The sequence below is a fragment of the Methylobacterium phyllostachyos genome (assembly GCF_900103445.1).
GTDB lineage: Bacteria > Pseudomonadota > Alphaproteobacteria > Rhizobiales > Beijerinckiaceae > Methylobacterium > Methylobacterium phyllostachyos.
In genome coordinates, this window is record NZ_FNHS01000033.1 from 1 (window position 1) to 20,566 (window position 20,566).

Consider the following 20,566-nt stretch of genomic DNA (forward strand, 5'->3'; position numbering starts at 1 on the left):
CACCGGCGGCTTCGCCTACGGCTCGGGCTCGGCTGACCGCTCGTTCGGTGGCTACGCCGGCAACGACAGCTTCCGCACCGGCTACGCGGTCGGCGGCGGCATCGAGTACGCGCTGCCCACCGACTCGTTCCTGAACTTCTTCCGCTCCTCGGCCGTGACGCTCAAGGTCGAAGGCCTGTACGTCAACCTCGACCGCAACAACCGCAACCAGGGCGCCCTGGTGGTCAACGCCGCCAACAACTTCCCGGTCGTCTACAGCGGCGTCGGTCGCCGCGCCGACGAGTTCGCCGTCGTCCGCGCCGGCCTGAACTACAAGTTCGGCTCGTACTAAGAAGTCCCGACGCGGGGGGCGGACCGGCACGCCGGTCCGCCCCTCGCCCGGTCCGACGATCGGCGAGGCCGCTTCCGAGAGGGGGCGGCCTCGCTGCCGTTCCGAGGGGCTGCTGCGTCGATTCTCGGCGCCGCGTCAGGGCCCGCCCGCGAGGGCGCCCGCCACGACCATGATCAGCGCATCGCGGTCGATCCGGCCGTCGATCCGCGCGTAGCCCGGCTCCGACAGGTCCACCTTCGGCGCGGGATCCTCGGCTTCCGCCTAGCGCTTCAGCTCCGCCAGGATGGCGTCGCGCACGGTGTCGTTCAGGTCCATGATCCTCTCCCGGTCGACCGGGTCCGCGGGAGGGCAGGCGCCTCCGGGCGCTCCGGCGGGTGGTACCGGGGCCAACCGGCGGTTCGCCGCGGCGGTTCGCGCCGGGCGCGCGGCCTCAGGCCGCCGACGGCCGGCGGGCACCCGGGGCCGGCTGCGCGACACGGCCCGGCACCAGCGACAGGCCGGCCGAGAGCAGGGCGAAGGCCACCAGGGGCAGGAGGCTCAGGGTGAAGCTGCCGGTCCCGTCCTTGATCGCGCCGATCAGGTAGGGGCCGAGGAAGCCGCCCAGATTTCCGACCGCGTTGATCGCCGCGATGCTCGCCGCCGCGGTCGAAGGCGGTAGGTGCTCCGTGGCGAGCGCCCAGAACGGACCCTTCAGCATGTAGACGCCGACCGCCGCGACCGTCAGCGCCGCCACCATCGGCCCGAGCCCCGACAGCACCGTGCCGCCCGCGAGCCCGAGGGCCAGGACCAGGAAGGACAACGCGAGGTGCCAGCGCCGCTCGCCCATCCGGTCACTGTGCCGGCCCCAGAGGATCATGGCGACCGACGCGAAGCCGTACGGGATGCTGTTCAGCAGGCCGGTCTCGACGTTGCCGAGGCCGAAGCCCTTGACGATCTGTGGGGTCCAGAACGAGAGCCCGTAGCTGCTCGCCGTCGAGCCGAAATAAATCGCCGCAAACAGGGCGAGCCGCCGGTCGCGCAGCACCTCCCATAGGGGCGGCTTCCCGGTCTGCCCGCGCCGCGTGTTGCGGGCCCCCTCGTCCCGGAGCTGCCGCTCCAACCAATCGCGCTCCTCGGCGGGCAGCCAGGCCGCGTCCCGCGGACCGTTCGGCAGCAGCCACAGGACCGCGAAGGCCATCAGAACCGCAGGCAGGCCTTCGAGGATGAACAGCCACTGCCAGCCGCGCAGGCCCCAGCCGCTCAGGCCAAGCAGGGCGCCGGAGATCGGCGAGCCGAGGAACGACGAGATCGGGATCGAGATCATGAAGATCCCGACGATCCGCGCCCGGTAGGCCGAGGGGAACCAGTAGGTGAGGTAGAGGATCACGCCGGGGAAGAAGCCGGCCTCGGCCACGCCCAGCAGGAAGCGCAGGCCGATGAACGACCACGGCCCCTGCACCAACGCCATGGCGCCGGAGATCAACCCCCAGGTCGCCATGATCCGGGCGATCCAGAGCCGCGCCCCGTAGCGCTCCAGCATCAGGTTGCTGGGGATCTCCATCAGGAAGTAGCCGAGGAAGAAGATCCCGGCGCCCCAGCCGAACACCGTCGCCGACAGGCCGACGTCGTGGTTCATCTGGATCGCCGCGAAGCCGACATTCACGCGGTCGAGGAAGGAGACGAAGTAGGCCAGGATCAGGAACGGCACGAGCCGCCACCCGATCCGGCGCATCGCCGAGCGTTCCAGGGCGGTGTCGTCCGGGGAGCCTGTCACCAAGCCGGTCATCGGGCTGTCCTCGTCGCGCGGGTGGGGCCGCGCGGACTCGAAGAGCGCCGATCACCGCCGCGACGGCAGTGAGACGGGCATCCTGGGCTTCCTCGCGGGCCGGTCATCTCTGATGGTGACCTGTGCCAACCCTGCTTAACCCGTTCCGGATACGGGTGGGAAGCGCTGCCGAAGCTTCAAGGGATCGGATCTGTTGACCGCGTCGCGTATTCGTACGCCAGGATACCGTCGAAGACCGCCGGACCGGACGTTCGATGGGCCCCCGCAACGCTCCCGGCTGCGCCTTCGTCTTGCGGGTGGCGCGAAGCGACCGGGTGGTCCCACGCGCACCGAGGCGCGGGCGCCTCGATCGCTTCGTTGCGCCCGCAACGACGGGAGGGCCGTGTGCGCGGCTCCCGACGCCCGAACCTCGTCACCCCTTCTTGACGTTCCAGAACACCGGCACGCCGTCCAGCACCCCCGTCAGGGTCGGCTTGTACGAGGTCTGGTTGAAGTATTGGCCGAGGGGTAGGTAGGGCAGGTCGATGAAGGCTTGCCGCTGCAGGTCATCCGCGAGTTTCCTCCGCGCGGCGGTATCGGGGGCGTCGAGCCACTGATCGCGCAGGGCCTCGATCTTTTCGCTCGTCGGCCAGCCGATCGTGGCGTTCTGGCCCGTCCCGCGCAGGAAGGCGCTGACCGCCGGGTTGGCCTGGTCGAGCCCCGCCCAGAAGGTGCAGAACGCGCTCCAGCCCCCCTGTGCGACCGGGTCTTTCTTGGCGCGCCGCTGCACCACCGAACCCCAGTCCATGATCTGGTAATCGACGTTGAAGCCCGCCCGGGTGAGCATGTCGGCCACGACATCGGCCATCGCCTTGAGGCTCGGGAAGTCGGAGGCGCCCATCAGCACCACCTTCTCGCCCTTGTAGCCGGCGGCTGCGAGCGCCTTCTTGGCGCCCTCGTAGTCGCGCTTGGCCGTCAGGACATCGAGGCCGACGTCGCTCGCCATCGGCAGGCCGGGGCAGAAGAAGCCGGTCGGCACATGGATCAGCTTGGGGTCGGTGCCGGTCACCGCCTGCATGACGTCGGTCTGGTCGACGACCTTCAGCAGCACCTGCCGGATCGCCGGGTTGTCGAAGGGCGGCTGAAGTTCGTTCATCCGCAGGCAGCCGATCAGGCCGGTCGGATCGATGATCCGCGTCGTCAGCCCGCCGAGCGTCGGCACGAGATCGGCCTGGGGCTGCTCCCACCAATCCATCTCGCCCGTCTGCATGGCCGAGGCTGCGGTGGCTTGATCCGGGATGACGTGCCACTCGACCCGGTCGACGAAGGCGCGCTTGGGGCCCGACGTCCATTGCGGTGCCCCGCCCTCGCGGGGGACGTAGCCGGCAAACCGTTCATAGACCACCTGGGCGCCGACCACGCGCTCGTCGGCCTTGAAGCGGAACGGGCCGCTGCCGACCATCTCGGTCACCTGCGTGAACGGGTCGGTCTTGGCGAGCCGCTCCGGCATGATCGCGCAGATCGAGGAGCCGATCTTGCCGAGCGCGTCCGGCAGCAGCGCGAAGGGTTTCTTCAGGCGGAACTGGATCGTCTTGTCATCCGGCGCGGACAGGTCGTCCGTATAGGCCATGAGCGTCTGGCCCATGGCGTCGCGCTTGCCCCAGCGGGCGATGCTGGCCACGCAATCCCGGGCGAGGACGGGGTTGCCGTCGTGGAACATCAGCCCGGGCCGCAGGGTCAGGCGCCAGAGCCTGCCGTCGTTCTCCACCGTGTGGCCAGCCACCATCTGGGGCTGGGCCGTGTAGGTGGCATCGGTGCCGTAGAGCGTGTCGAACACCGCGAGACCGTGGTTCCGGGTCACGTAGGCGGTGGTCCAGACCGGATCAAGCACCGTCAGGTCGGCCTGCGGGATGAACTTAAGGACCCGCGAGCCCGTGCCCTGCGCCAGCGCCGGGGCGGCCAGCGCCGCGCCCGACAGGGCCATGAAAGAACGTCTGTTGAGCATGCCAGCCTATCCGCCCGGTGAAGTCCGCCGGAGCGTAGCACGCACCGGGCCAGGGCGGGCGCGGTGGCCTCCGGATTCGCGTCCGCCCTGCCGCTCCACGGCGGGAAGCGGCCGCGAAGAGCGACTTATTTGATCAAAAAATAGGATCCATTTCAGGTAATCGCCGGTGAAAACAAGTTTCTGTCAACAGAAAGACTTTATTGACGATCAGATGGCCGGATCGGCCGAGCCCGGCGGTCCCGACGTCCATGAGGCGTGGTTCCCGCCGGCGAACAGCCGCCACCCGGTCCGCTGACCGGCCAGGATTGTCCAGGATCAATCGTCGCCATGCATTTCACGGTCTCCGCACGCATCGCCGCGCGCCGGTTCGCCTATCAGCACGCCTCCCTCCTCACCGCCCTCGACCAGGGCATGAGCCTGATCGCCGCCGGCATGGCCGAGGTGACGATCACCGACGGGAGCGGCCGGGTCCGGTCGCCGGCTGCCCTGTACCAATCCCTGTTCGGTGCCAGCCTCCCCGGGCCCCTTCAGGCCCCGGAGGTGCTGCAGGCTGCCTGACCGGCTGGGACCGCCGCGGTCCGCCGAAAGGGCCGCACGCGTTCTCGCGAACAAAGAAATGCGGCGGATACGGGGGCGTGTTTCTGGACATCTCCTGAGATCAGGCCTAAGCTAAGAGTGTTCGTGTCACCGACGTGTCGGCTCGAATGCTTCCAAGGATCGTAGTACATGAAGCGCCGTAGCGCGCGGCCATTTATGGTCGAAGTCAAGCACGCCCGGACCCCTCGCACAGCCTCGACCGCCGAGCCGCAGGCCCGGCCCGACAAGGTCCTCTGGCCGGAATTGATCCAGGCCGAGACGAAGCTGGCGGACCCGGTCTTCACGGCGCCACCGGCCCCCCGGCCGGAAACGAAGGAGCCGGACGCACCGGTCCGTCGCGTCCTGCCGAGCCTCGTCCCCATGTTCCAGAGCGCGGATGCGCCGGAGGCCGAGCCCGAGATGGAGGCGCCGCAGCGGCGGGTACGGCGCGGACGGCCTGCTGCAGCCGTGCCGCCTGCGCGGACGGCCCCCCCGGTTGAGCCGATGCCGAAGACGCGCGCGATTGCGGCCCGGCCCCAGCCGCCCGTGGCCATCGGGCCGAAGGCGGGCGCCGCGGATCCGGCCGAGGCCGCCGAAAACCCGTCGCCCCGCCCCATGACGTGGCGACGGACCAAGGAACTCCGCCTCGGCGAGCGCTGGAAGCGCCGTCTTCCGTCCTATCTGCGCTGAGCCATCGCCGCCCCTGCGCAGGCTTGCGGGTCCCAGAGCTGTGCCAGAGGGGATTGTCGGTGCCCACTTCTCCCCCGTCCGACGCCGGGGGCAGGGAGGCGGCGGCCGTATCGAATCACGATCTATGAACAGGACGCCCGTACGGGAGGGGGTCAACCCCACCCCGTCCGTCGAAGATCGCGTCGCCACCGTGGACCCCGCTGCACCGTGATCGGGGGCGGCTCCAGGCCGGTCACCTCCAGGCCGGTCGTCCGATCACCGGGCCCTCACGCCGCGGACCGCTCCGGCATGGCGCCCCCGGCCAAGCGCGAATTGCGGTAGCGCGCGTCGTCCGTGACCTCCCGCCCGACCCAGGGTGGCAGGATCACCGGCTGATCCTCGCGCTCCAGTTCGATCTCCGCCAGGATCAAGCCCGAGAGCGCGCCGCCGAACACATCGACGTCCCAGGTGGCTCCGGCATGCTCGACCCGGAAGCGGGTCTTCTCCAGGCGCCGGCCGGCGGGCACCCGGGCGAGGAGCGCCGCGCCGTCCACCGGCGCGACGGCGAACTCGATCTCGTCGCGACAGATGCCGCGCCGCGGGCTCTTCCAGGTGATCAGCATGCGCTGGCCGGCCTGACGGATGCGGATCGTGTTGGCATCGTCCGTGTAGAGATAGCCCTGAACGAGCGGCGTCCCGGACCGGCAATGGGCCAGGACGTCCGGGCGGGCGATGAATTTACGCTCGATCTCGACAGCCATGCTGCCCTCGGGGCCGTTGAACGGGAGAGCATTCGCCCAGAAATCGGCGCCCCGCAAGCGGGCCATCCGGGGTGGCGCACAGCGTCACAGGCATGGCTCCCAGGCATGGCTCCCGCATGGGGCCCCCCATCCACAGTCGATACAATGCGCTTGTCTTGAGCTATGTAAAAGCAATCCGAATCGACAGGCCGCAGAATTCCTGTCAACTGACACACACGCTCCTATTCCCGAGGTCAAAACTGAAGATTGCATCCAAACGGCCGGGTCTGAAGAAGCTGATCCGAAAGGCGCAGGACAAGCCGCTCAAGCAGGTCGCGGCTCTGCCGTTCCGCGTCGGTTCCGACGGCCAGACTGAAGTGCTGCTGATCACATCGCGGGATACCGGCCGTTGGATCATCCCCAAGGGCTGGCCGATGATCGGCCGCAAGGCGCATCGGGCCGCCGAACGGGAGGCGTTCGAGGAGGCCGGCCTGACTGGGCAGATCGCGGCCGATCCGGTCGGCTGGTACCGCTACGAGAAGCGCCTCGCTCACGGGCTCGCGCTGCCCTGCAAGGTGCGCGTCTACCCGCTGCGGGTCGAAACCCAGCACACGCGCTGGCCCGAGCAGGCCCAACGGACGCTGCGGTGGTTCGCGCCGGAGGATGCGGCGCGGCTCGTCCATGAGGACGAGCTTCGGCTGCTGCTTGCCGGTTTCGCCCCAGGATCCTCCGAAGGCTGCGCCTGAGGGCGCTTCTCCCGCGCGACGATCCGCGTCGCCCCGTCGCCCGGCATCCGGTGCCGCTCACGGTCGCACCCCCCTGTGCCGGCCGCGCGATGTCCTGCACATTCCAGCCATGGGTGCGAATGACGGGCATCTCTATACGGTCGAGGTCAGGCCCAGCCGGCATGATCCAGGCCGTTACACCTGGGCGATCCGCGACCGTGGCAAGCTGGTCCGGGGGTCGTACCGCCCGCATGCCTCCGAGCATGTCGCCCGCGCCGTCGCCCTGGCCGAGGTCGAGCGGCTGATCGGGCATGACGGCCGCTCCGGCGAGGCCTGACACGGCGATTCGGCCCGGAGCCGTGCCGCTTGGGTTGCGACCGCGCACGATTCCCAACGCCCGTTTTGATGAGCCCTCCCGTGCCGGCCCGGTATCCGGATCGGCGCAGATCGCGTGCGCCGCCGGCGAGCCGCCGGGGCTTGTCATCCAAACGTCACGGACGGACCAGAAAGCCACGCACTGCATTCGAGGCAGGAGAGGGCTCCATGGACTTCCACCGTCGCTTCACGGTCCTGATGTGCACGCCGGCCTTCGATCCGGACGATCTCGAAGGCGCGCGCGTCAACCAGATCGTGGCGGCCGTTGAGAGCCGCGGCTTCGAGGTGGTGCGCGCCCGGCGGGTCGAGGACGCGGCGATCGCCGTCCAGACCGACGCGGCCGTCGGCTGCCTCGTGGTCGATTGGGGCAAGCGCGGCCTCGACGGCAAGGCCGCCGCCCTCATCGACATGATGCGCAAGCGCGGCCTGGAGATGCCGATCGTCATTATGGTCCGCCGCAAGCGGCTGGAGGACATCCCGGTCGAGCTCCTGGACTTCATCGACGGCTACATCTTCCTCGCCGAGGAGACGCCGGAATTCATCGCCCGCGGCCTGGTGAGCCGGGTGACGCAATATGCTGAGACGCTGAAGACCCCGTTCTTCGGCGCGCTGGTCGACTACGCCGAGAAGGGCAACCAGCTCTGGACCTGCCCGGGCCACAACGGCGGCATCTTTTACAACCGCTCGCCGATCGGCCGGATCTTCGTGGAGCACCTCGGCGAGGCGATTTTTCGCGACGACCTCGACAACTCGGTCCTCGATCTCGGCGACCTCCTGACCCACGAGGGCCCGGCGCTGAAAGCCCAGAAGGAGGCCGCCAAGATTTTTGGCGCGGAAAAGACCTACTTCGTCCTCAACGGCACCTCGGCCTCCAACAAGATCGTCCTGTCCTCCCTGGTGGCGGAGGACGACCTCGTCCTGTTCGACCGCAACAACCACAAGGCGGCCCATCACGGCGCCCTGTTCCTCGGCGGCGGCATCCCGATTTTTTTGGAAACGGATCGGAATGCCTACGGGCTGATCGGGCCGATCTACCATGAGGCCCTGGATGAGACGCGGATCCGCGAAAAAATCCGCCGCAATCCGCTGGTGACCGATCCGGAGGCGTGGCGCCGGGAGCGGCCGTTCCGCGTCGCGGTGATCGAGCAATGCACCTATGATGGCACGATCTACGACGCCCAGGAGATCCTGGAGAAGATCGGCCACCTCTGCGACTACATCCTGTTCGACGAGGCCTGGGCGGGCTTCATGAAGTTCCACCCACTCTACGCCCGCCGTTTTGCCATGGGGCTGACCGGGCTCGACGAGACCTCGCCCGGCATCGTCGCCACGCAATCGACCCACAAGCAGCTCGCGAGCTTCTCCCAGGCCTCGCAGATCCACACCCGCGACGGCCATATCCGCGGCCAGACCCGGCGGGTCGAGCACAAGCGGTTGAACGAGAGCTTCCTCGTCCACGCCTCCACGTCGCCCTTCTACCCGCTCTTCGCCTCCCTCGATGTCGGCGCCCAGATGATGAAGGGGCGCTCCGGCATGATCCTGTGGGACGACACGATCCGGCTGGGGATCGAGTGGCGCAAGAAGGTCCGGGCGATCCGGCGGGAATTCGAGGAGAACGAGCGCGATCCGGCCCGGCGCTGGTTCTTCGACCCCTTCGTGCCGGATGTGACCAAGGGTGCAGACGGCACCGAGGTACCCTGGGAGAGCGTGCCGACCGACGAACTCGCCGCCACGCCGCGCCACTGGGAACTCAAGCCCGGCGCGCGCTGGCACGGCTTCACGCACGTCGCGCCGGGCTATGCCATCACCGACCCGAACAAGCTCACCGTGCTGACCCCGGGCTTCGACCGGAAGACCGGCGCCTATGCCGAGCACGGCGTGCCGGCGCCGATCGTGGCGCAATACCTGCGTGAGAACCGGATCGTCGCCGAGAAGAACGACCTGAACTCGCTGCTCTTCCTGCTGACCCCGGGGGTCGAATCCTCCAAGGCCGGCACGCTGATCTCGGGCCTCGTCGCGTTCAAACGGCTCCACGACGACAACGTCTCGCTGGAGGAGGCCATGCCGGAATTCGTCGCCCGCCGGCCGAACCGCTACCGGGGCGTGCGGCTGCGCGATCTCTGCGGCGAGTACCACGCCTTCCACCGGGAGGCCGGCACCTCGACGCTCCAGCGGCGGCAATTCGCCCCCGAGCACCTGCCCGAGATGGTGATGCCGCCCAAGAAGGCCGCCCAGATGCTGACCCGCAACAAGGTCGATTACGTGCCGATCAACGAGGCCGAGGGGCGGATCGCCACCACGCTGATGCTGGTCTATCCCCCGGGCATCGGCACGGTGCTGCCGGGCGAGCGGCTCGACGAGCGCGCGAAGCCCATGCTCGACTATTTCAAGATGTTCGAAGCCTCGGCCAACCTGTTCCCGGGCTTCGAGGCCGAGATCCAGGGCGTCTACCGCGAGGTCGAGCCGGACGGGCGGATCCGCTTCCACACCTACGTCGTGCGCGAGGGGGCCTGATGGAGATCGAGGTCGAGCCCCCCGGTCCGGTCGTCGCGCGGCCCTGCCCGGACATCGTGATCCGCCCCTCCTCGGACGCGGATCTCGAGGCGATGGTGGCGATCTACGAGCACCATATCGGCAAGGGCGTGGGCGATGTCGGCGCCTTCGAGGAGGCGCGGCTGCTCCCCGACGACCTGAAGCGGCGGCGCAAGTCGATGCGCAAGAAGCGCCTGCCGCACCTCGTGGCCGACCGCGGCGGCGTGGTGGCGGGCTACGCCTACGCGGTGCCGTTCCGGAAGCGCCCGGCCTATCGCTACACGCTCAAGCACTCGATCTACGTGCATCCCGACCACCTGCACGCAGGCATCGGCCGGCGGCTTCTGCCCGCGCTGATCGAGGCCTGCGCGGCCGGCGGCTATCGGCAGATCATCGGCTATATCGATGCCGAGAACGAGGCCTCGCTGCGCCTCCACGAGGCCTGCGGCTTCGAGCGGGTCGGCTACCTGCGGGCGGTGGCGTTCAAGTACGGCCACTGGGCCGACAGCGTGATGGTGCAGCGGGCGCTGGCAACGGGGTCGGAGGACCGGCCGGGGTAGGGGGCTGTCGCGCCGCCTGCGCTTGTCTCTGCTGGGGCCGATTTCCTTGGGAAACGTCGGACGGCACCGCGCGTCTCCCTAACCCGCAGAGGGGGAGGGGGAGACGCGGGGCCCTTCGTGCTGGTTCTCGGAAGGAGAGGACGCGCCGCGAAGTGGCTCCCGACAGCAGCCGTTCGCGGCCGTCAGCCCGCCCTCAATCCTGCTTCTCGAACGCCCCCGCGATGGTGAGGTGCAGCTCGTCGCCGATCAGCGGCACGTAGGTCTTTACCCCGAATTCCGAGCGCTTGAGTGTGCCGGTCGCCTCGAAGCCGACCGTGTATTTCTTGCTCAGCGGGTTCACGCCGGCGCCCACCAGGGTGACGTCGAGGGTCACCGGCTTGGTCACGCCGTGGAGCGTCAGGTCGCCCGTCACCTTCGCGTGATCCTTGCCGGCAGGCGTGACCTTGGTGGACACGAAGGTCATGTCGGGGAACTTGGCGGCGTCGAGCCACTGGTCGCCCTTCAGCTCGTCGGTGAGCTTGGCGCTGGTGGTCGTCACCGAGGCGACCGGAATCTTCACCGACAGCTTCGCCGCCGCTGGGTTCTTCGGCTGCAGCTCCAGCGTGCCCGACACGTCCGAGAAGCCGCCGGCGTAGTTCGAGAAGCCCATATGGGACACCCGCCAGCCGACCTGCGTGTGGTTGGGATCAACCGCGTAGGTCCCGGCCTGAATCTGCGCCGGGTCGCGGGTCGGGGGCGTCTGGGCGAGCGCCGGGGTGGTGATCAGCAGAGCTAGGAGGCCGGAGGCGAGAAGCGACTTCAAGGGTATCTCCCACTTGGGCAACGGTCGGGCGCGATTCGGCACGCCATGTTGGTCCTCTAGCGCCGTTCACGGCCGCGGTTGAGCCTGCTATCCGGAACCCCATGGTTGCCAGATCGGAAACGTTTCGCGGTGGGCTCGACGACGTGCGGGCCTATTGCACGGTGGTCGATCTCGGCACCGTGACGGCCGCCGCCGCGAGCCTGCGGGAGACCAAGGGCAGCGTCAGTCGGCGAATCTCCCGGCTGGAGCGGGCGCTCGGCGTCCGGCTGATGGCGCGGACCTCCCGGGCGGTCTCGCCCACCGCGGAGGGGCTCGCCTTCTACACCAAGGCGCAGGAGAGCCTGACGCTGCTCGACGAGGCCACCGAGACCGCCCGCGACGCCCGCACGGTGCCGGCCGGGCACCTGCGAATCACGACCTCGATCGATTTCGGCATCGAGGTGATGCCCGAGATCGTCGCGAGTTTTCGCGAAGCCTATCCGCAGATCACCGTGGAGATGCTGAACACCGACGCGCGCCTCGACCTCGCAGCCAACCGGATCGACCTCGCCCTGCGGCTCGGCAGCGCCGAGGAGACCGGCTACCGCGCCGCGATGCTGGCAACGCTCGCCGTCGGGCTCTACGCCGCCCCCGCCTACCTGCTGCGCCGGCCGGCCCCGGCGGATCTTGCGGCCTTGCGCGACCATGATCTGATCCTGGCCCGTGAGCGGTTCGGCGCGACGGCGCTGGCGCTGACCGACGGAATGGGCCGCACCGAGCCGCTGGCCGTCAGCCCCGCCATCCGGGTCAGCGATTTCGCCACCGCGCATCGGTTGACCTTGGCGGGGGCCGGGATCGGGCACCTTCCGACCCTCGTAGCCGCCCGGGCGGTGGAGGCCGGCCAACTCGAACGGGTGCTGGCGCCCTGGGCCACCCGCGGCGCGGCCCTCCGCGCCGTCACCCTGGCCGGGCGCGAGTTGCCGGCCCGGGTCCGGGTGTTCCGCGAGCACGTCAGCAGCGCCCTGGCGGCTTACGACTGCATGCACGAGACGACGGATTTAGACGCTAATACTGTTTAAAATCGAACTCATGCAATAAAAGCACACCAAATTTTGGAAATTCGATAAAATCCTAACGATTGCGGTATCGTATCGTTTGCGGGCATCCGTCACCATGCGATGCAACACGCCCGACACCCCGCGAGCGATCCGGGTCGGTCGGGGCCGTTCAAGATTACCGCGGACGCCATCATGCCTCCTCGCAGCAGGTGCCTGCGCTCTCTCCTCGTTGTCGGTGCGCTAACCCTGGCGGGTTCCAGCGTTGCGCCGGAAGTGGCGCGGGCGACCCTATCGAGCACAGTCCGGATCGTGCTGCAGAAGGGGCGCCAGTATGCGCCGACCGACCTGTATCTGCGGCAGGGCGACACGATCACGCTGCTCAATGGCGACGAGAGCCAGACCCACCACGCCTTCATCGAGGCGGATCGGTTCTCGTTCGATGCCGGCGATCAGGAGCCCGGCGCCGAGACGCGGCTAACGCTGGCCGAACCGGGGGATTTCGTGATCCAATGCGGCATTCACCCGAAGATGAAGCTCACCATCCACGTCCAGTAGGCGGGCCGGCTCAGCTGTCGCGGCCGAGTCCGAGGCCGCGGAGGATGTCACCGATCGGGTCGATCCTGTTCTGTGCGGGCCGCGACTCGGGGCGCGGTAGGGTCGCCGGATCGACCGCGGCGGTGCGGCCGGGGAGGGTACGGTGCAGACGGGCGACCCGCAGCCGGGCGCGCTCCGATCCCTTCCCCCGATGGGCAGCCGCGGCCCGACGCGGCGGCTCGACGGGGGCCGTTGCCACCGGCTCGGGGGCCGGCAGAATCGCGGCAATCGTGAGGGGTTTGGGCTGGGCGGCGAGAGTCCCGGTCGTCTCCGGGGCGCCACCGCGGGCCGGCGGATCGACCCAGGCTACCGGACTGACCGAGGGTGCGGCGACCACGGCCGGCCGCGCCTGCGCCGTGTCGATGTTCGCATGAAAGCTTTGAGCCGCCACGACCAGCCCCAATACAGCAATGGCCGTGGTTGCGAGGATGGTGCGGGGGTGTTTCATGGCGGGATAACGTACGGTCAAGCTCCCAGTTCCGCTTGACCGGGCTGCCGGATTCTGTCCAGGGCGCACTCGCCGCAAACAAAAAAGGCCACTCCCGAAGGAGCGGCCCGAAGTCTAGGGAGGAAACGCCCAAGAAGGGCAGCGGGACCGCGACGCCATCGCCGTCCCGCAATGCAGAGATAGGATATCGCAGTGCGGTAAGCAATGGTCCGGAAGCGGGGCAGATATGCATGGACGACTGAGCGACGCGTCCGATGCATGCCGTCGTCTCATGCTGCAGTGCGGCGAGACTCCGTTCAGTAAGCCCGCTCTCTGGTTTCCCCGGGAAACGGGATCTGTCCGGGCCCGCTCAAAGCCCGCGTCGACGGTCCCAGACTTCCGGATTGACCAATCCGCCCGGATGCCGGCCGGCGAGGGTATCCACCACCCGGCCCGCGGCGGTCTCAGCGGTGCGGATCAGTGCCGCCTCGGTGGATCCGCCCACATGGGGCGTCAGGATCGCCCGCTCCTGGCGGCTGAGGGGATGGCCCTGTGGCAGGGGCTCCTGCGCGAAGACATCGAGCCCGGCGCCCGCGATCGTGCCGGCCTCCAGGGCCTGCACCAAAGCCGCGTCGTCGATGAGGCCGCCACGGCTGGTGTTGATCAGGAAGGCGCCCCGCTTCATCCGGGCGAGCTGATCCGGGCCGATCAGGCCGCGCGTGCTGCCGGTGAGCGGCAGGTGCAGCGAGACGATGTCGGCCTCCGCCAGAACGGCCTCCACCGAGGGCGCCCGCAGGGCGCCGACCGTCGCGAAATCCGTCTCCGGGCGGGTCGGTCCGTAGGCCAGCACCCGCAGGCCCAGGGCGGTGCCGAGCCGAGCGGTGACCTGCCCGATCGCCCCGAAGCCGACCAAGCCGAGGGTGAGGCCGGCGAGCTCGATCAGGCGGGTGGTGAACTTGAAGCTGTCGTCGCCCTGACGGACCGACCGGTCGGCGCCGGGAAGAGCTTTGGCCAGGGCGAAGATCAGCGCCAGCGTGTGCTCGGCCACCGAGACCGCGTTGGCGCCCGGCGTATTGACCACCACGATCCCCGCCTCGGTCGCCGCTGCCTTAGCCACATGGTCGGTGCCGGTGCCGTGGACGCCGATCACCCGCAGGTGCGGGGCCGCCGCGATGGCCTCGGCCGGAAATCCGGTGTTGCGGGTGATGACAGCGACGCAATCGGCGACATCCCGCGCCAAGGTTCCGGCATCGGTTCCGTTAGCCGGGCGCGGCTCGAGACCGGCTGCGCGCAAGCGGTCGAGACCCGCCGCATGGATCGGCTGGACGATGAGGCACGGACCAGTGATCACGGGGCGATGTATCCTTGGGCGACCGGCGGGGCCTGGGTCGCGCACTTCAGGTCCGAGCGTCCTAAGACCGGCCCGGTGCGGTGGCAACGGAGCGCTGCGGAGGCTGCGCCGCTTCACGTGCGTCCGGGCCGGGGCGGTTGTGGCCGGCCGACAATGTTTCACGGGAAACATTGCGTTCACCCTGTGCGGCAGCACCTGTGGCGGCGGTGTCATCGCCGTCTGGGCCGCGCTCTGGTAGCATCGGTGCAGCATGACGACATCGGACTGGCGCACCCTCCGCAACGTGCAGGCCCGGGCGCGGCTGGAACGGGCGCTGCCCTCGATCTTCCCCGTCCCGGTCCTGCGACACGCCCTGTCGCGACCCTTGATCCCGCCGACGCCGCGGCTCGCCGTCGAGAGCTACTGGCGCGCCCACATTCTCCGGGCCGACCGGCTTGCCCGCGCGCTGGCATTCCGGTCCGGTACGCCGGAGGGCTGGACGTGGCAGATCGGCGGCGCGGGCGAGGCGGATCGGACCGGCAGCTTCCGGACCCCGCCCGCCCCCTATCGCGACCCGGCCTTCGCCCGCGGCCGCGGGGCCTGCTGCATCTGCGGTCAGCCGGTCTACCGGTTCGGTTGGCACCGGGACCTGTGGAACAGCGGCACGCCCAACGCCAGGGCCGGCTGGCATGCGGCCTGTGTCGCCGCCTGGAAGTTCTGGCTCGCCCCGCACGCGCAGCTCCGGGCGCTGAAGCTCCGCCAGCGGTACCGCTGCGCAACCTCCGGCAAGCGGCTGCTGCGGACCGCCGAGGTCGATCACGCCTTGCCGCTCTACCAGGTCTGGCGGGAGCACCGCACCCGCCCCTGGCCGGAACTCCTCACCTATTGGGGTACGCCGAACCTGCAGGTGGTCAACCGGGCCGCCCATGTCCTGAAATGCCGGGAGGAGGCGGGGGAGCGCTCCCGCACTCAGCGGCTTTCCCGGTTCCGGGTGGTCGAGGACGAATCCGGATTCAGCGTGATCGAGGAAGGCTGAGCGGCGGGCTCAGCCGCCCACCGCCGCGAGCCCGCGGGATAGGTCTGCCAGAAGATCGTCCTCCGCTTCCAGGCCAACCGAGAGCCGCAGCAGCCCGTCGGTGATGCCGGCGGTCGTCCGCGCCTCCGGGTCCATGGCCGCGTGGGTCATGGTCGGCGGATGGGCGACCAGGCTCTCGACCCCGCCCAGGGACTCGGCCAGGGTGAAGACCCGCACCGCCCCGACGAAGGCGCGTACCGCCTCCAGTCCGCCGGCGAGCTCGAAGCTCAGCATCGCGCCGAAGCCTGCCTGCTGAGCCTTCGCGAGGGCGTGGCCGGGATGAGAGGGCAGGCCCGGATAATGGACGCGGCTCACCGCCGGATGCGCGTCGAGGAAGGCGGCGATCCGAGCGGCATTGCGCTGCTGCTGCTCGACGCGCACGAACAGGGTGCGCAGGCCCCGGAGCGTCAGGTACGCGTCGAGCGGTGAGCCGGTGACCCCGATCGTGTTCGCCCAGCCGGCGAGTTCCTCACCCATCGCCTTCTCGGCGGCGATCACACACCCACCGATCACGTCGGAATGGCCGTTGAGGAATTTCGTCGTCGAGTGGACGACGAGGTCCGCCCCCAGGGCGATCGGTTGCTGCAGCGCGGGCGACAGGAAGGTGTTATCGACCACCACGAGGGCGCCCGCGGCCTTGGCGTCGGCGGCGATGCGCCGGACATCCACCACGCGCATCAGCGGGTTGCTCGGCGTCTCGATGAGCACGACTTTCGGACCTTCGGCCAGAGCCGCCGCCAGGGCTGTCGCGTCGGTCTGATCCACGAAGTTCACGCGGTAGTGACCCCGGGCGGCGCGGAAGCTCAGCAGTCGGTGCGTGCCGCCGTAGCAATCGTGCGGCGCGACCAGCAGGTCCCCCGGCCGCAGGCTCGACAGGGCGAGGTCGAGCGCCGCCATGCCGCTTGCCACCATGACGGCGCGGGCGCCGCCCTCCAGCTTGGCGATCGTGTCGGCGAGCGCATCGCGCGTCGGGTTGCCGAGCCGCGAGTAATCGTAAGGGCCGGGCTTCTCGAAGGCCGGGAACTTGAAGGTGGTCGACAGGTGGATCGGCGCGATGACCGCCCCGAAGGCCGTATCCTGCGCCACGCCGTTGGCCGCCGCGACGGTGCGCGCCGCAAAACCTTCTGACATCGCCTCTCCTCCCCGCCGATCCCGGCCCCTGCGGCCGAACCGCAGGCGTTCTTTATGGCGAACAGATCAGACTTTCAAGAGAACGAGGGGAGATGCGTGTTCGCGACAGCTTGGGTCTACCGCGGACGGCTTGAGGGTCAAACGGCTGTGTTCGCGCCCTTATGGCTGCGCCGGCTGCCGGGACGTCTTCCGGCAGCTGTCATGCGGCGATCGTCCGGCGAGGTGGGCTCGCGCATGGGCTGTGGCCAGGTCAAGCGGCGAGGGAATCGCGCGTCGCCGGGCGGGCCGTATCAGGGTCCTGAGCCGGCGCGGCCGCGTCGAGGCCCTCGGCCTCCTGCACCATGGCCTGCGCCAGAAGCCGCGCCCGCCCGGCCCAGAGGTCTCGGGCATCGCGTACGGCGCTGATCCGGTCCTCGGCAGAGGCCAGGGCGATCCGAAGCGCGTCGATCTCCGTCCGCAGCTCGGTGGTGCGCGTCCGCTCGCTTGCGAGCGCGGCCTTGAGCACGTGCAGGGCGGCTTCGGTGGTGCCGAGCGGCGCGGCGGCGCGGCTTGGCACGGCCCGGGGCAGCGGCTCCGGCGCGGCGGCATCCGGGTGGATCTGGGCGATCTCCGCACGCACCTGCACCACATCGAGCCCGGTGACCGTGCGCGCCGTCTCCGCCGGGAGCACCACGGTGGCCGGGAGGCCCTCCTCCTCCATCACCAGCCCGTGCAGCATGGAAAAAACCCGGTCGCCGTCGAGGCGGGTGAGATCGAACCCACTCTCGGCCGCGAGGCCGCTGAACCGGGCCTGCCCTCCGGCCGACTGGCCGACGAACGCCATCGACCAGTTCGCGAAGCCCCGGCTCTCCGTCGGCCCGCATTGGAGGACGGTCACGTCGCTGTGGCGCAGGTCGCGCTGGATCCGCTCGAAGGTGGCCTCGACGCCGGCCCGGGGCCCTTCGAGCACCTGCGCGAAGGCGCCCGCGTTGAACATCAGCGCGCCGGTGACGCCGACCGCTTGGTTGTTGCGTTGGGAGGCGTCCAGGATCTGCCGGACCTCGGCGGAGACATCGGCCTCCGGCCCCCGGAGCAGGTTCTTGCTGGCGTAGACGAGGCGGTAGAGGTCGGTCATGGCGGGGCGTCCGGCAGTGGGGTGGATCAGGCCTTCAGGTAGGTGGCGAAGACCTCAAGCAGATCCTCGGTCGGGACGGGCCGGCTGATCAGGTAGCCCTGAACGTCGGTGCAGCCCTCCAGGCGGATACGCTGCATCTGCTCGGCGGTCTCCACCCCCTCGGCGACCGTGGTCATGCCGAGGCTCTTGCCCAGCCCCGCGATGGCGCGGATGATCGCCTCGCCGTCGGGCTTGGTGGCGAGGTCCTTCACGAACGAGCGGTCGATCTTGATCTTGTCGAACGGGAAGCTGCGCAGGTAGCTCAGCGACGAGTAGCCGGTTCCGAAATCGTCCATCGAGACGCGCACGCCGAGTTCCCGCAGCCGGTGCAGGGTCTGGAGCGTCTTCTCGTTCTCCTGAAGCAGCACGCCCTCGGTGATCTCCACCTCCAGCCGCCGGGCCGGCAGCCCGGACGTGGCCAGGGCCGAGATGATCGTCTCCACCAGCCGGTCGCTCTTGAACTGCGCGGGCGAGACGTTGACCGCCACCGACATGTGGGACGGCCAGGTCATCGCGTCGCGGCAGGCCTGCCGGATGACCCATTCGCCGATCGGGACGATCAACCCGATCTCCTCGGCGAGCGGGATGAAGTCGAGGGGGGAGACCAGTCCCCGGTCGGGGTGCCGCCAGCGGATCAGGGCCTCGCAACCGATCAGCTTCCCGCTCTCGAGCTGCAGCTGCGGCTGATAGTGCAGCTGGAACTCCCGGCGCGCGAGGGCCTGGCGCATGTCGAGTTCGAGCTTCCGGCGCGCCTGCATGCGCGCATCCATCTCGGACTCGAAGAAGCGGTAGGTGCCGCGCCCGTCGAGCTTGGCCCGGTAGAGGGCGAGGTCGGCGTTCTTCAGGAGCCTGTCGGCATCCGCACCGTCCTCGGGGGCCAGCGCCACGCCGACGCTCGCCCCGATGGTGAGGAGATGACCCTCCACCATGTAGGTCCGGCCGATCAAGTCGACGATCCGGCGGGCCAGGGCCTGCGTGCCGGCGGCGTCGCGCACGCCTGCCTGCAGGATGATGAACTCGTCGCCGCCGATCCGCGCCACCGTATCGGTGGGTCGCACCGTGGAGCGCAGACGATCGGCGACCTTCTCCAGGAGCGCGTCGCCGACCGGGTGGCCGAGGGTGTCGTTGACCGGCTTGAACCGATCGAGGTCGATCAGCAGGAGGGCGCAGGCCTCGCCGGTCCGATCGAGCCGCGCCAGGGCCTCGGCGAGGCGCTCACGCAGGAGCAGCCGGTTCGGCAGGCCCGTGAGGGGATCGAGGCGGGCCATCGCGTCGGCCCGGGCCTCGCTCGCCTTGCGGATGCTGACATCCTCCAGCGTCACGACCCAGCTCCCGCCCACCACCGGCTGCAGCTCCGCCTGCACCGTGTGATCGGCGCAGCGGAACTCGAACAGGCGCGGCTGCCGCCGATCGAGGCTGTGGCGGAGTGTGCCGATGATCGCGCGGCGGTCCTGCGGCGTCTCTCCGCGCAGGACACGCAGCAGCGGCAGCGCGGAGGCGTTCTCCCGCAGGGCGATGTTGAGGCTGGACAGGAGCTGCCGTGCCGACGCACTCGCCATGACGATCGAGCCGGATCGATCGATCATCAGCAGGCCCTGGCGAACCGCGTCGAGATAGCGAACGAGGGTATCGCCGCTCACCGCCGGATCCGAGCGCACCGGGAGCCGCATCGTTCGGCTCACAGCGGCGACGGGCTGGGGATCCGCGCTCATGCACGAGGCCTCGGGTCTATCGGGCAAGCCCGTGATCGGAAAACCGGATGGTTCTATCCTCAGAGATCCTAACTTACGGTTTAGCTGCCTACGATAACCAAATTGACATAGGTTAAATGACTCAAGACGTAGTACTGCATCGAGTATTACGGATGGGCGCGAGCGGATCCGCATCGTCGCTCGCGTAAGGGCGACGCCTTCCTCTCGGCGACAGATCCGGGCGGCCCGAAGCGTTTGGCCCGGCATCCGGGCCGTGACGGCCCGCCGTGGCACGCATGGGACAGCCCGCGACATCCCGAGCCTTGCGGAAGCGGCTGGCTTGCGCCATATCGGGTCCATCGGCAGCGGCGGAACGCTGTTTGCCGAAACCTCCAACCCCTTGATCGACCACATCCGCTCCGGCGGAGTGTTGACGTGTCGAAGCCTGATCCAGGTTCGGCGGAGTGTTGGACGCATCCCATCGAAACGCGTGCGGCCGGCCCTCGGGGCGCGCTGTCACGTTTTGCGGGAGCGACCTTGTCCCGACGGTCCGCCGCAAGGCGGTTCTTTCGCCGGGAAAAGGTTGGTTGACAGGGGGGGCGGGGTCAGCCTATACGGCGCCTCCCGACGCGGTGCCGAAGCAAAACGGCCCGGGTCGGACGGACTTCCCGAGAGTTAGAAAAGTAGATCTGGCGAAAGCCAAGGTACTTGACTTCCTCTCAAAAGGTAATTACGAAAGTGATTACTGATCTTTGACAAGTTGGATTTGAGGAAGGGAGACGCGGGCGGCGTTTGTCCTTGCGGCCAGGCTTTCGGGCCTGGCGTGAGTAGACTTGTGCTGATCTTGTGTTCTTCTTTCTGAGCTCACCGACGGGTGTATTGGCGCTGTGAAGCGTCTGGCACTTGGTCGATGTGAGGCTCCGTCTGAGAATATAGTGATCGGCCGGATCTTTCTCTTCAACGTGAGAGTTTGATCCTGGCTCAGAGCGAACGCTGGCGGCAGGCTTAACACATGCAAGTCGAGCGGGCCCTTCGGGGTCAGCGGCGGACGGGTGAGTAACGCGTGGGA

Annotated in this window: 19 protein-coding genes and 1 rRNA gene; 11 read left to right on the plus strand and 9 right to left on the minus strand. The window is 69.0% G+C overall.

From position 1 onward, the window contains the following. Positions 1 to 331, plus strand: a 331-nt coding sequence (locus tag BLQ49_RS28210) for an outer membrane protein (RefSeq protein WP_425284039.1), incomplete at its 5' end; no start/stop codon positions are given. A 430-nt stretch (positions 332 to 761) separates the two neighbouring features. Here BLQ49_RS28210 and BLQ49_RS28220 read toward each other — a convergent pair. Continuing rightward, complete coding sequence (locus BLQ49_RS28220; protein WP_091722844.1) at positions 762 to 2,096, minus strand: MFS transporter; 1,335 nt, start codon at positions 2,094 to 2,096, stop codon at positions 762 to 764. Between the two features lie 412 nt (positions 2,097 to 2,508). Continuing rightward, positions 2,509 to 4,080, minus strand: coding sequence for an ABC transporter substrate-binding protein (locus BLQ49_RS28225; RefSeq protein WP_091722847.1), 1,572 nt, complete (start codon positions 4,078 to 4,080; stop codon positions 2,509 to 2,511). A gap of 327 nt (positions 4,081 to 4,407) precedes the next feature. Between BLQ49_RS28225 and BLQ49_RS28230 the strand changes: the two genes are divergently transcribed. Beyond that, positions 4,408 to 4,638: a hypothetical protein gene (locus BLQ49_RS28230; protein ID WP_091722850.1), complete on the plus strand. Its 231-nt coding sequence runs from the start codon at positions 4,408 to 4,410 to the stop codon at positions 4,636 to 4,638. Between the two features lie 168 nt (positions 4,639 to 4,806). Further along, positions 4,807 to 5,346, plus strand: coding sequence for a hypothetical protein (locus tag BLQ49_RS28235; RefSeq protein ID WP_091722852.1), 540 nt, complete (start codon positions 4,807 to 4,809; stop codon positions 5,344 to 5,346). A gap of 266 nt (positions 5,347 to 5,612) precedes the next feature. Here the strand turns inward: BLQ49_RS28235 and BLQ49_RS28240 are convergent, their stop codons facing one another. Continuing rightward, the gene (locus BLQ49_RS28240) at positions 5,613 to 6,143 is read right to left on the minus strand and encodes a CYTH domain-containing protein (RefSeq protein ID WP_425284040.1); all 531 of its coding nucleotides are present in this window, start codon (positions 6,141 to 6,143) and stop codon (positions 5,613 to 5,615) included. A gap of 59 nt (positions 6,144 to 6,202) precedes the next feature. Between BLQ49_RS28240 and BLQ49_RS28245 the strand changes: the two genes are divergently transcribed. The 4 genes from BLQ49_RS28245 (at position 6,203) to BLQ49_RS28260 (ending at position 10,257) form a co-directional block, all read left to right on the plus strand. Further along, the gene (locus BLQ49_RS28245; protein ID WP_167627820.1) at positions 6,203 to 6,811 is read left to right on the plus strand and encodes an NUDIX hydrolase; all 609 of its coding nucleotides are present in this window, start codon (positions 6,203 to 6,205) and stop codon (positions 6,809 to 6,811) included. 109 nt (positions 6,812 to 6,920) lie between these two features. Then, positions 6,921 to 7,127 (plus strand): hypothetical protein, encoded by a 207-nt coding sequence (locus tag BLQ49_RS28250; protein WP_091722856.1) that lies wholly within the window; start codon positions 6,921 to 6,923, stop codon positions 7,125 to 7,127. A 206-nt stretch (positions 7,128 to 7,333) separates the two neighbouring features. After that, a complete protein-coding gene (locus BLQ49_RS28255) occupies positions 7,334 to 9,679 on the plus strand; it encodes an Orn/Lys/Arg family decarboxylase (protein ID WP_091722859.1) in 2,346 nt (781 codons plus the stop codon). After that, positions 9,679 to 10,257, plus strand: coding sequence for a GNAT family N-acetyltransferase (locus BLQ49_RS28260; protein ID WP_091722862.1), 579 nt, complete (start codon positions 9,679 to 9,681; stop codon positions 10,255 to 10,257). Before BLQ49_RS28255 ends, BLQ49_RS28260 begins: the two co-directional genes overlap by 1 nt. 193 nt (positions 10,258 to 10,450) lie before the next feature. Here the strand turns inward: BLQ49_RS28260 and BLQ49_RS28265 are convergent, their stop codons facing one another. Beyond that, complete coding sequence (locus BLQ49_RS28265) at positions 10,451 to 11,059, minus strand: YceI family protein (RefSeq protein ID WP_091722864.1); 609 nt, start codon at positions 11,057 to 11,059, stop codon at positions 10,451 to 10,453. Between the two features lie 101 nt (positions 11,060 to 11,160). On the opposite strand from BLQ49_RS28265, the gene BLQ49_RS28270 reads away from it, so the two are divergent. Both BLQ49_RS28270 and BLQ49_RS28275 read left to right on the plus strand, forming a co-directional pair. Next, on the plus strand, positions 11,161 to 12,117 hold the full coding sequence (locus BLQ49_RS28270) for a LysR family transcriptional regulator (RefSeq protein ID WP_091722867.1): 957 nt from the start codon (positions 11,161 to 11,163) through the stop codon (positions 12,115 to 12,117). A 171-nt stretch (positions 12,118 to 12,288) separates the two neighbouring features. Next, positions 12,289 to 12,651, plus strand: coding sequence for a cupredoxin domain-containing protein (locus BLQ49_RS28275; RefSeq protein WP_091722891.1), 363 nt, complete (start codon positions 12,289 to 12,291; stop codon positions 12,649 to 12,651). A 10-nt stretch (positions 12,652 to 12,661) separates the two neighbouring features. Here BLQ49_RS28275 and BLQ49_RS28280 read toward each other — a convergent pair whose 3' ends face one another. Both BLQ49_RS28280 and BLQ49_RS28285 read right to left on the minus strand, forming a co-directional pair. After that, the gene (locus tag BLQ49_RS28280; protein WP_091722869.1) at positions 12,662 to 13,138 is read right to left on the minus strand and encodes a hypothetical protein; all 477 of its coding nucleotides are present in this window, start codon (positions 13,136 to 13,138) and stop codon (positions 12,662 to 12,664) included. 349 nt (positions 13,139 to 13,487) lie between these two features. Then, positions 13,488 to 14,468, minus strand: coding sequence for a hydroxyacid dehydrogenase (locus BLQ49_RS28285; RefSeq protein WP_091722872.1), 981 nt, complete (start codon positions 14,466 to 14,468; stop codon positions 13,488 to 13,490). Between the two features lie 250 nt (positions 14,469 to 14,718). On the opposite strand from BLQ49_RS28285, the gene BLQ49_RS28290 reads away from it, so the two are divergent. Continuing rightward, positions 14,719 to 15,483 carry a hypothetical protein gene (locus tag BLQ49_RS28290; protein ID WP_091722874.1) on the plus strand — a complete coding sequence of 255 codons (765 nt, stop codon included), beginning with the start codon at positions 14,719 to 14,721 and terminating at the stop codon, positions 15,481 to 15,483. Positions 15,484 to 15,492: 9 nt separating this feature from the next. Here BLQ49_RS28290 and metB read toward each other — a convergent pair whose 3' ends face one another. From metB to BLQ49_RS28305, 3 genes are all read right to left on the minus strand, one after another. Further along, on the minus strand, positions 15,493 to 16,653 hold the full coding sequence (gene metB / locus BLQ49_RS28295; protein ID WP_091722877.1) for a cystathionine gamma-synthase: 1,161 nt from the start codon (positions 16,651 to 16,653) through the stop codon (positions 15,493 to 15,495). 250 nt (positions 16,654 to 16,903) lie between these two features. Next, on the minus strand, positions 16,904 to 17,767 hold the full coding sequence (locus BLQ49_RS28300; protein WP_091722880.1) for a BLUF domain-containing protein: 864 nt from the start codon (positions 17,765 to 17,767) through the stop codon (positions 16,904 to 16,906). A gap of 26 nt (positions 17,768 to 17,793) precedes the next feature. After that, the gene (locus BLQ49_RS28305) at positions 17,794 to 19,446 is read right to left on the minus strand and encodes a putative bifunctional diguanylate cyclase/phosphodiesterase (protein ID WP_244507800.1); all 1,653 of its coding nucleotides are present in this window, start codon (positions 19,444 to 19,446) and stop codon (positions 17,794 to 17,796) included. A gap of 1,009 nt (positions 19,447 to 20,455) precedes the next feature. On the opposite strand from BLQ49_RS28305, the gene BLQ49_RS28310 reads away from it, so the two are divergent. Continuing rightward, positions 20,456 to 20,566 (plus strand): 16S ribosomal RNA (locus BLQ49_RS28310); the annotation flags it as partial.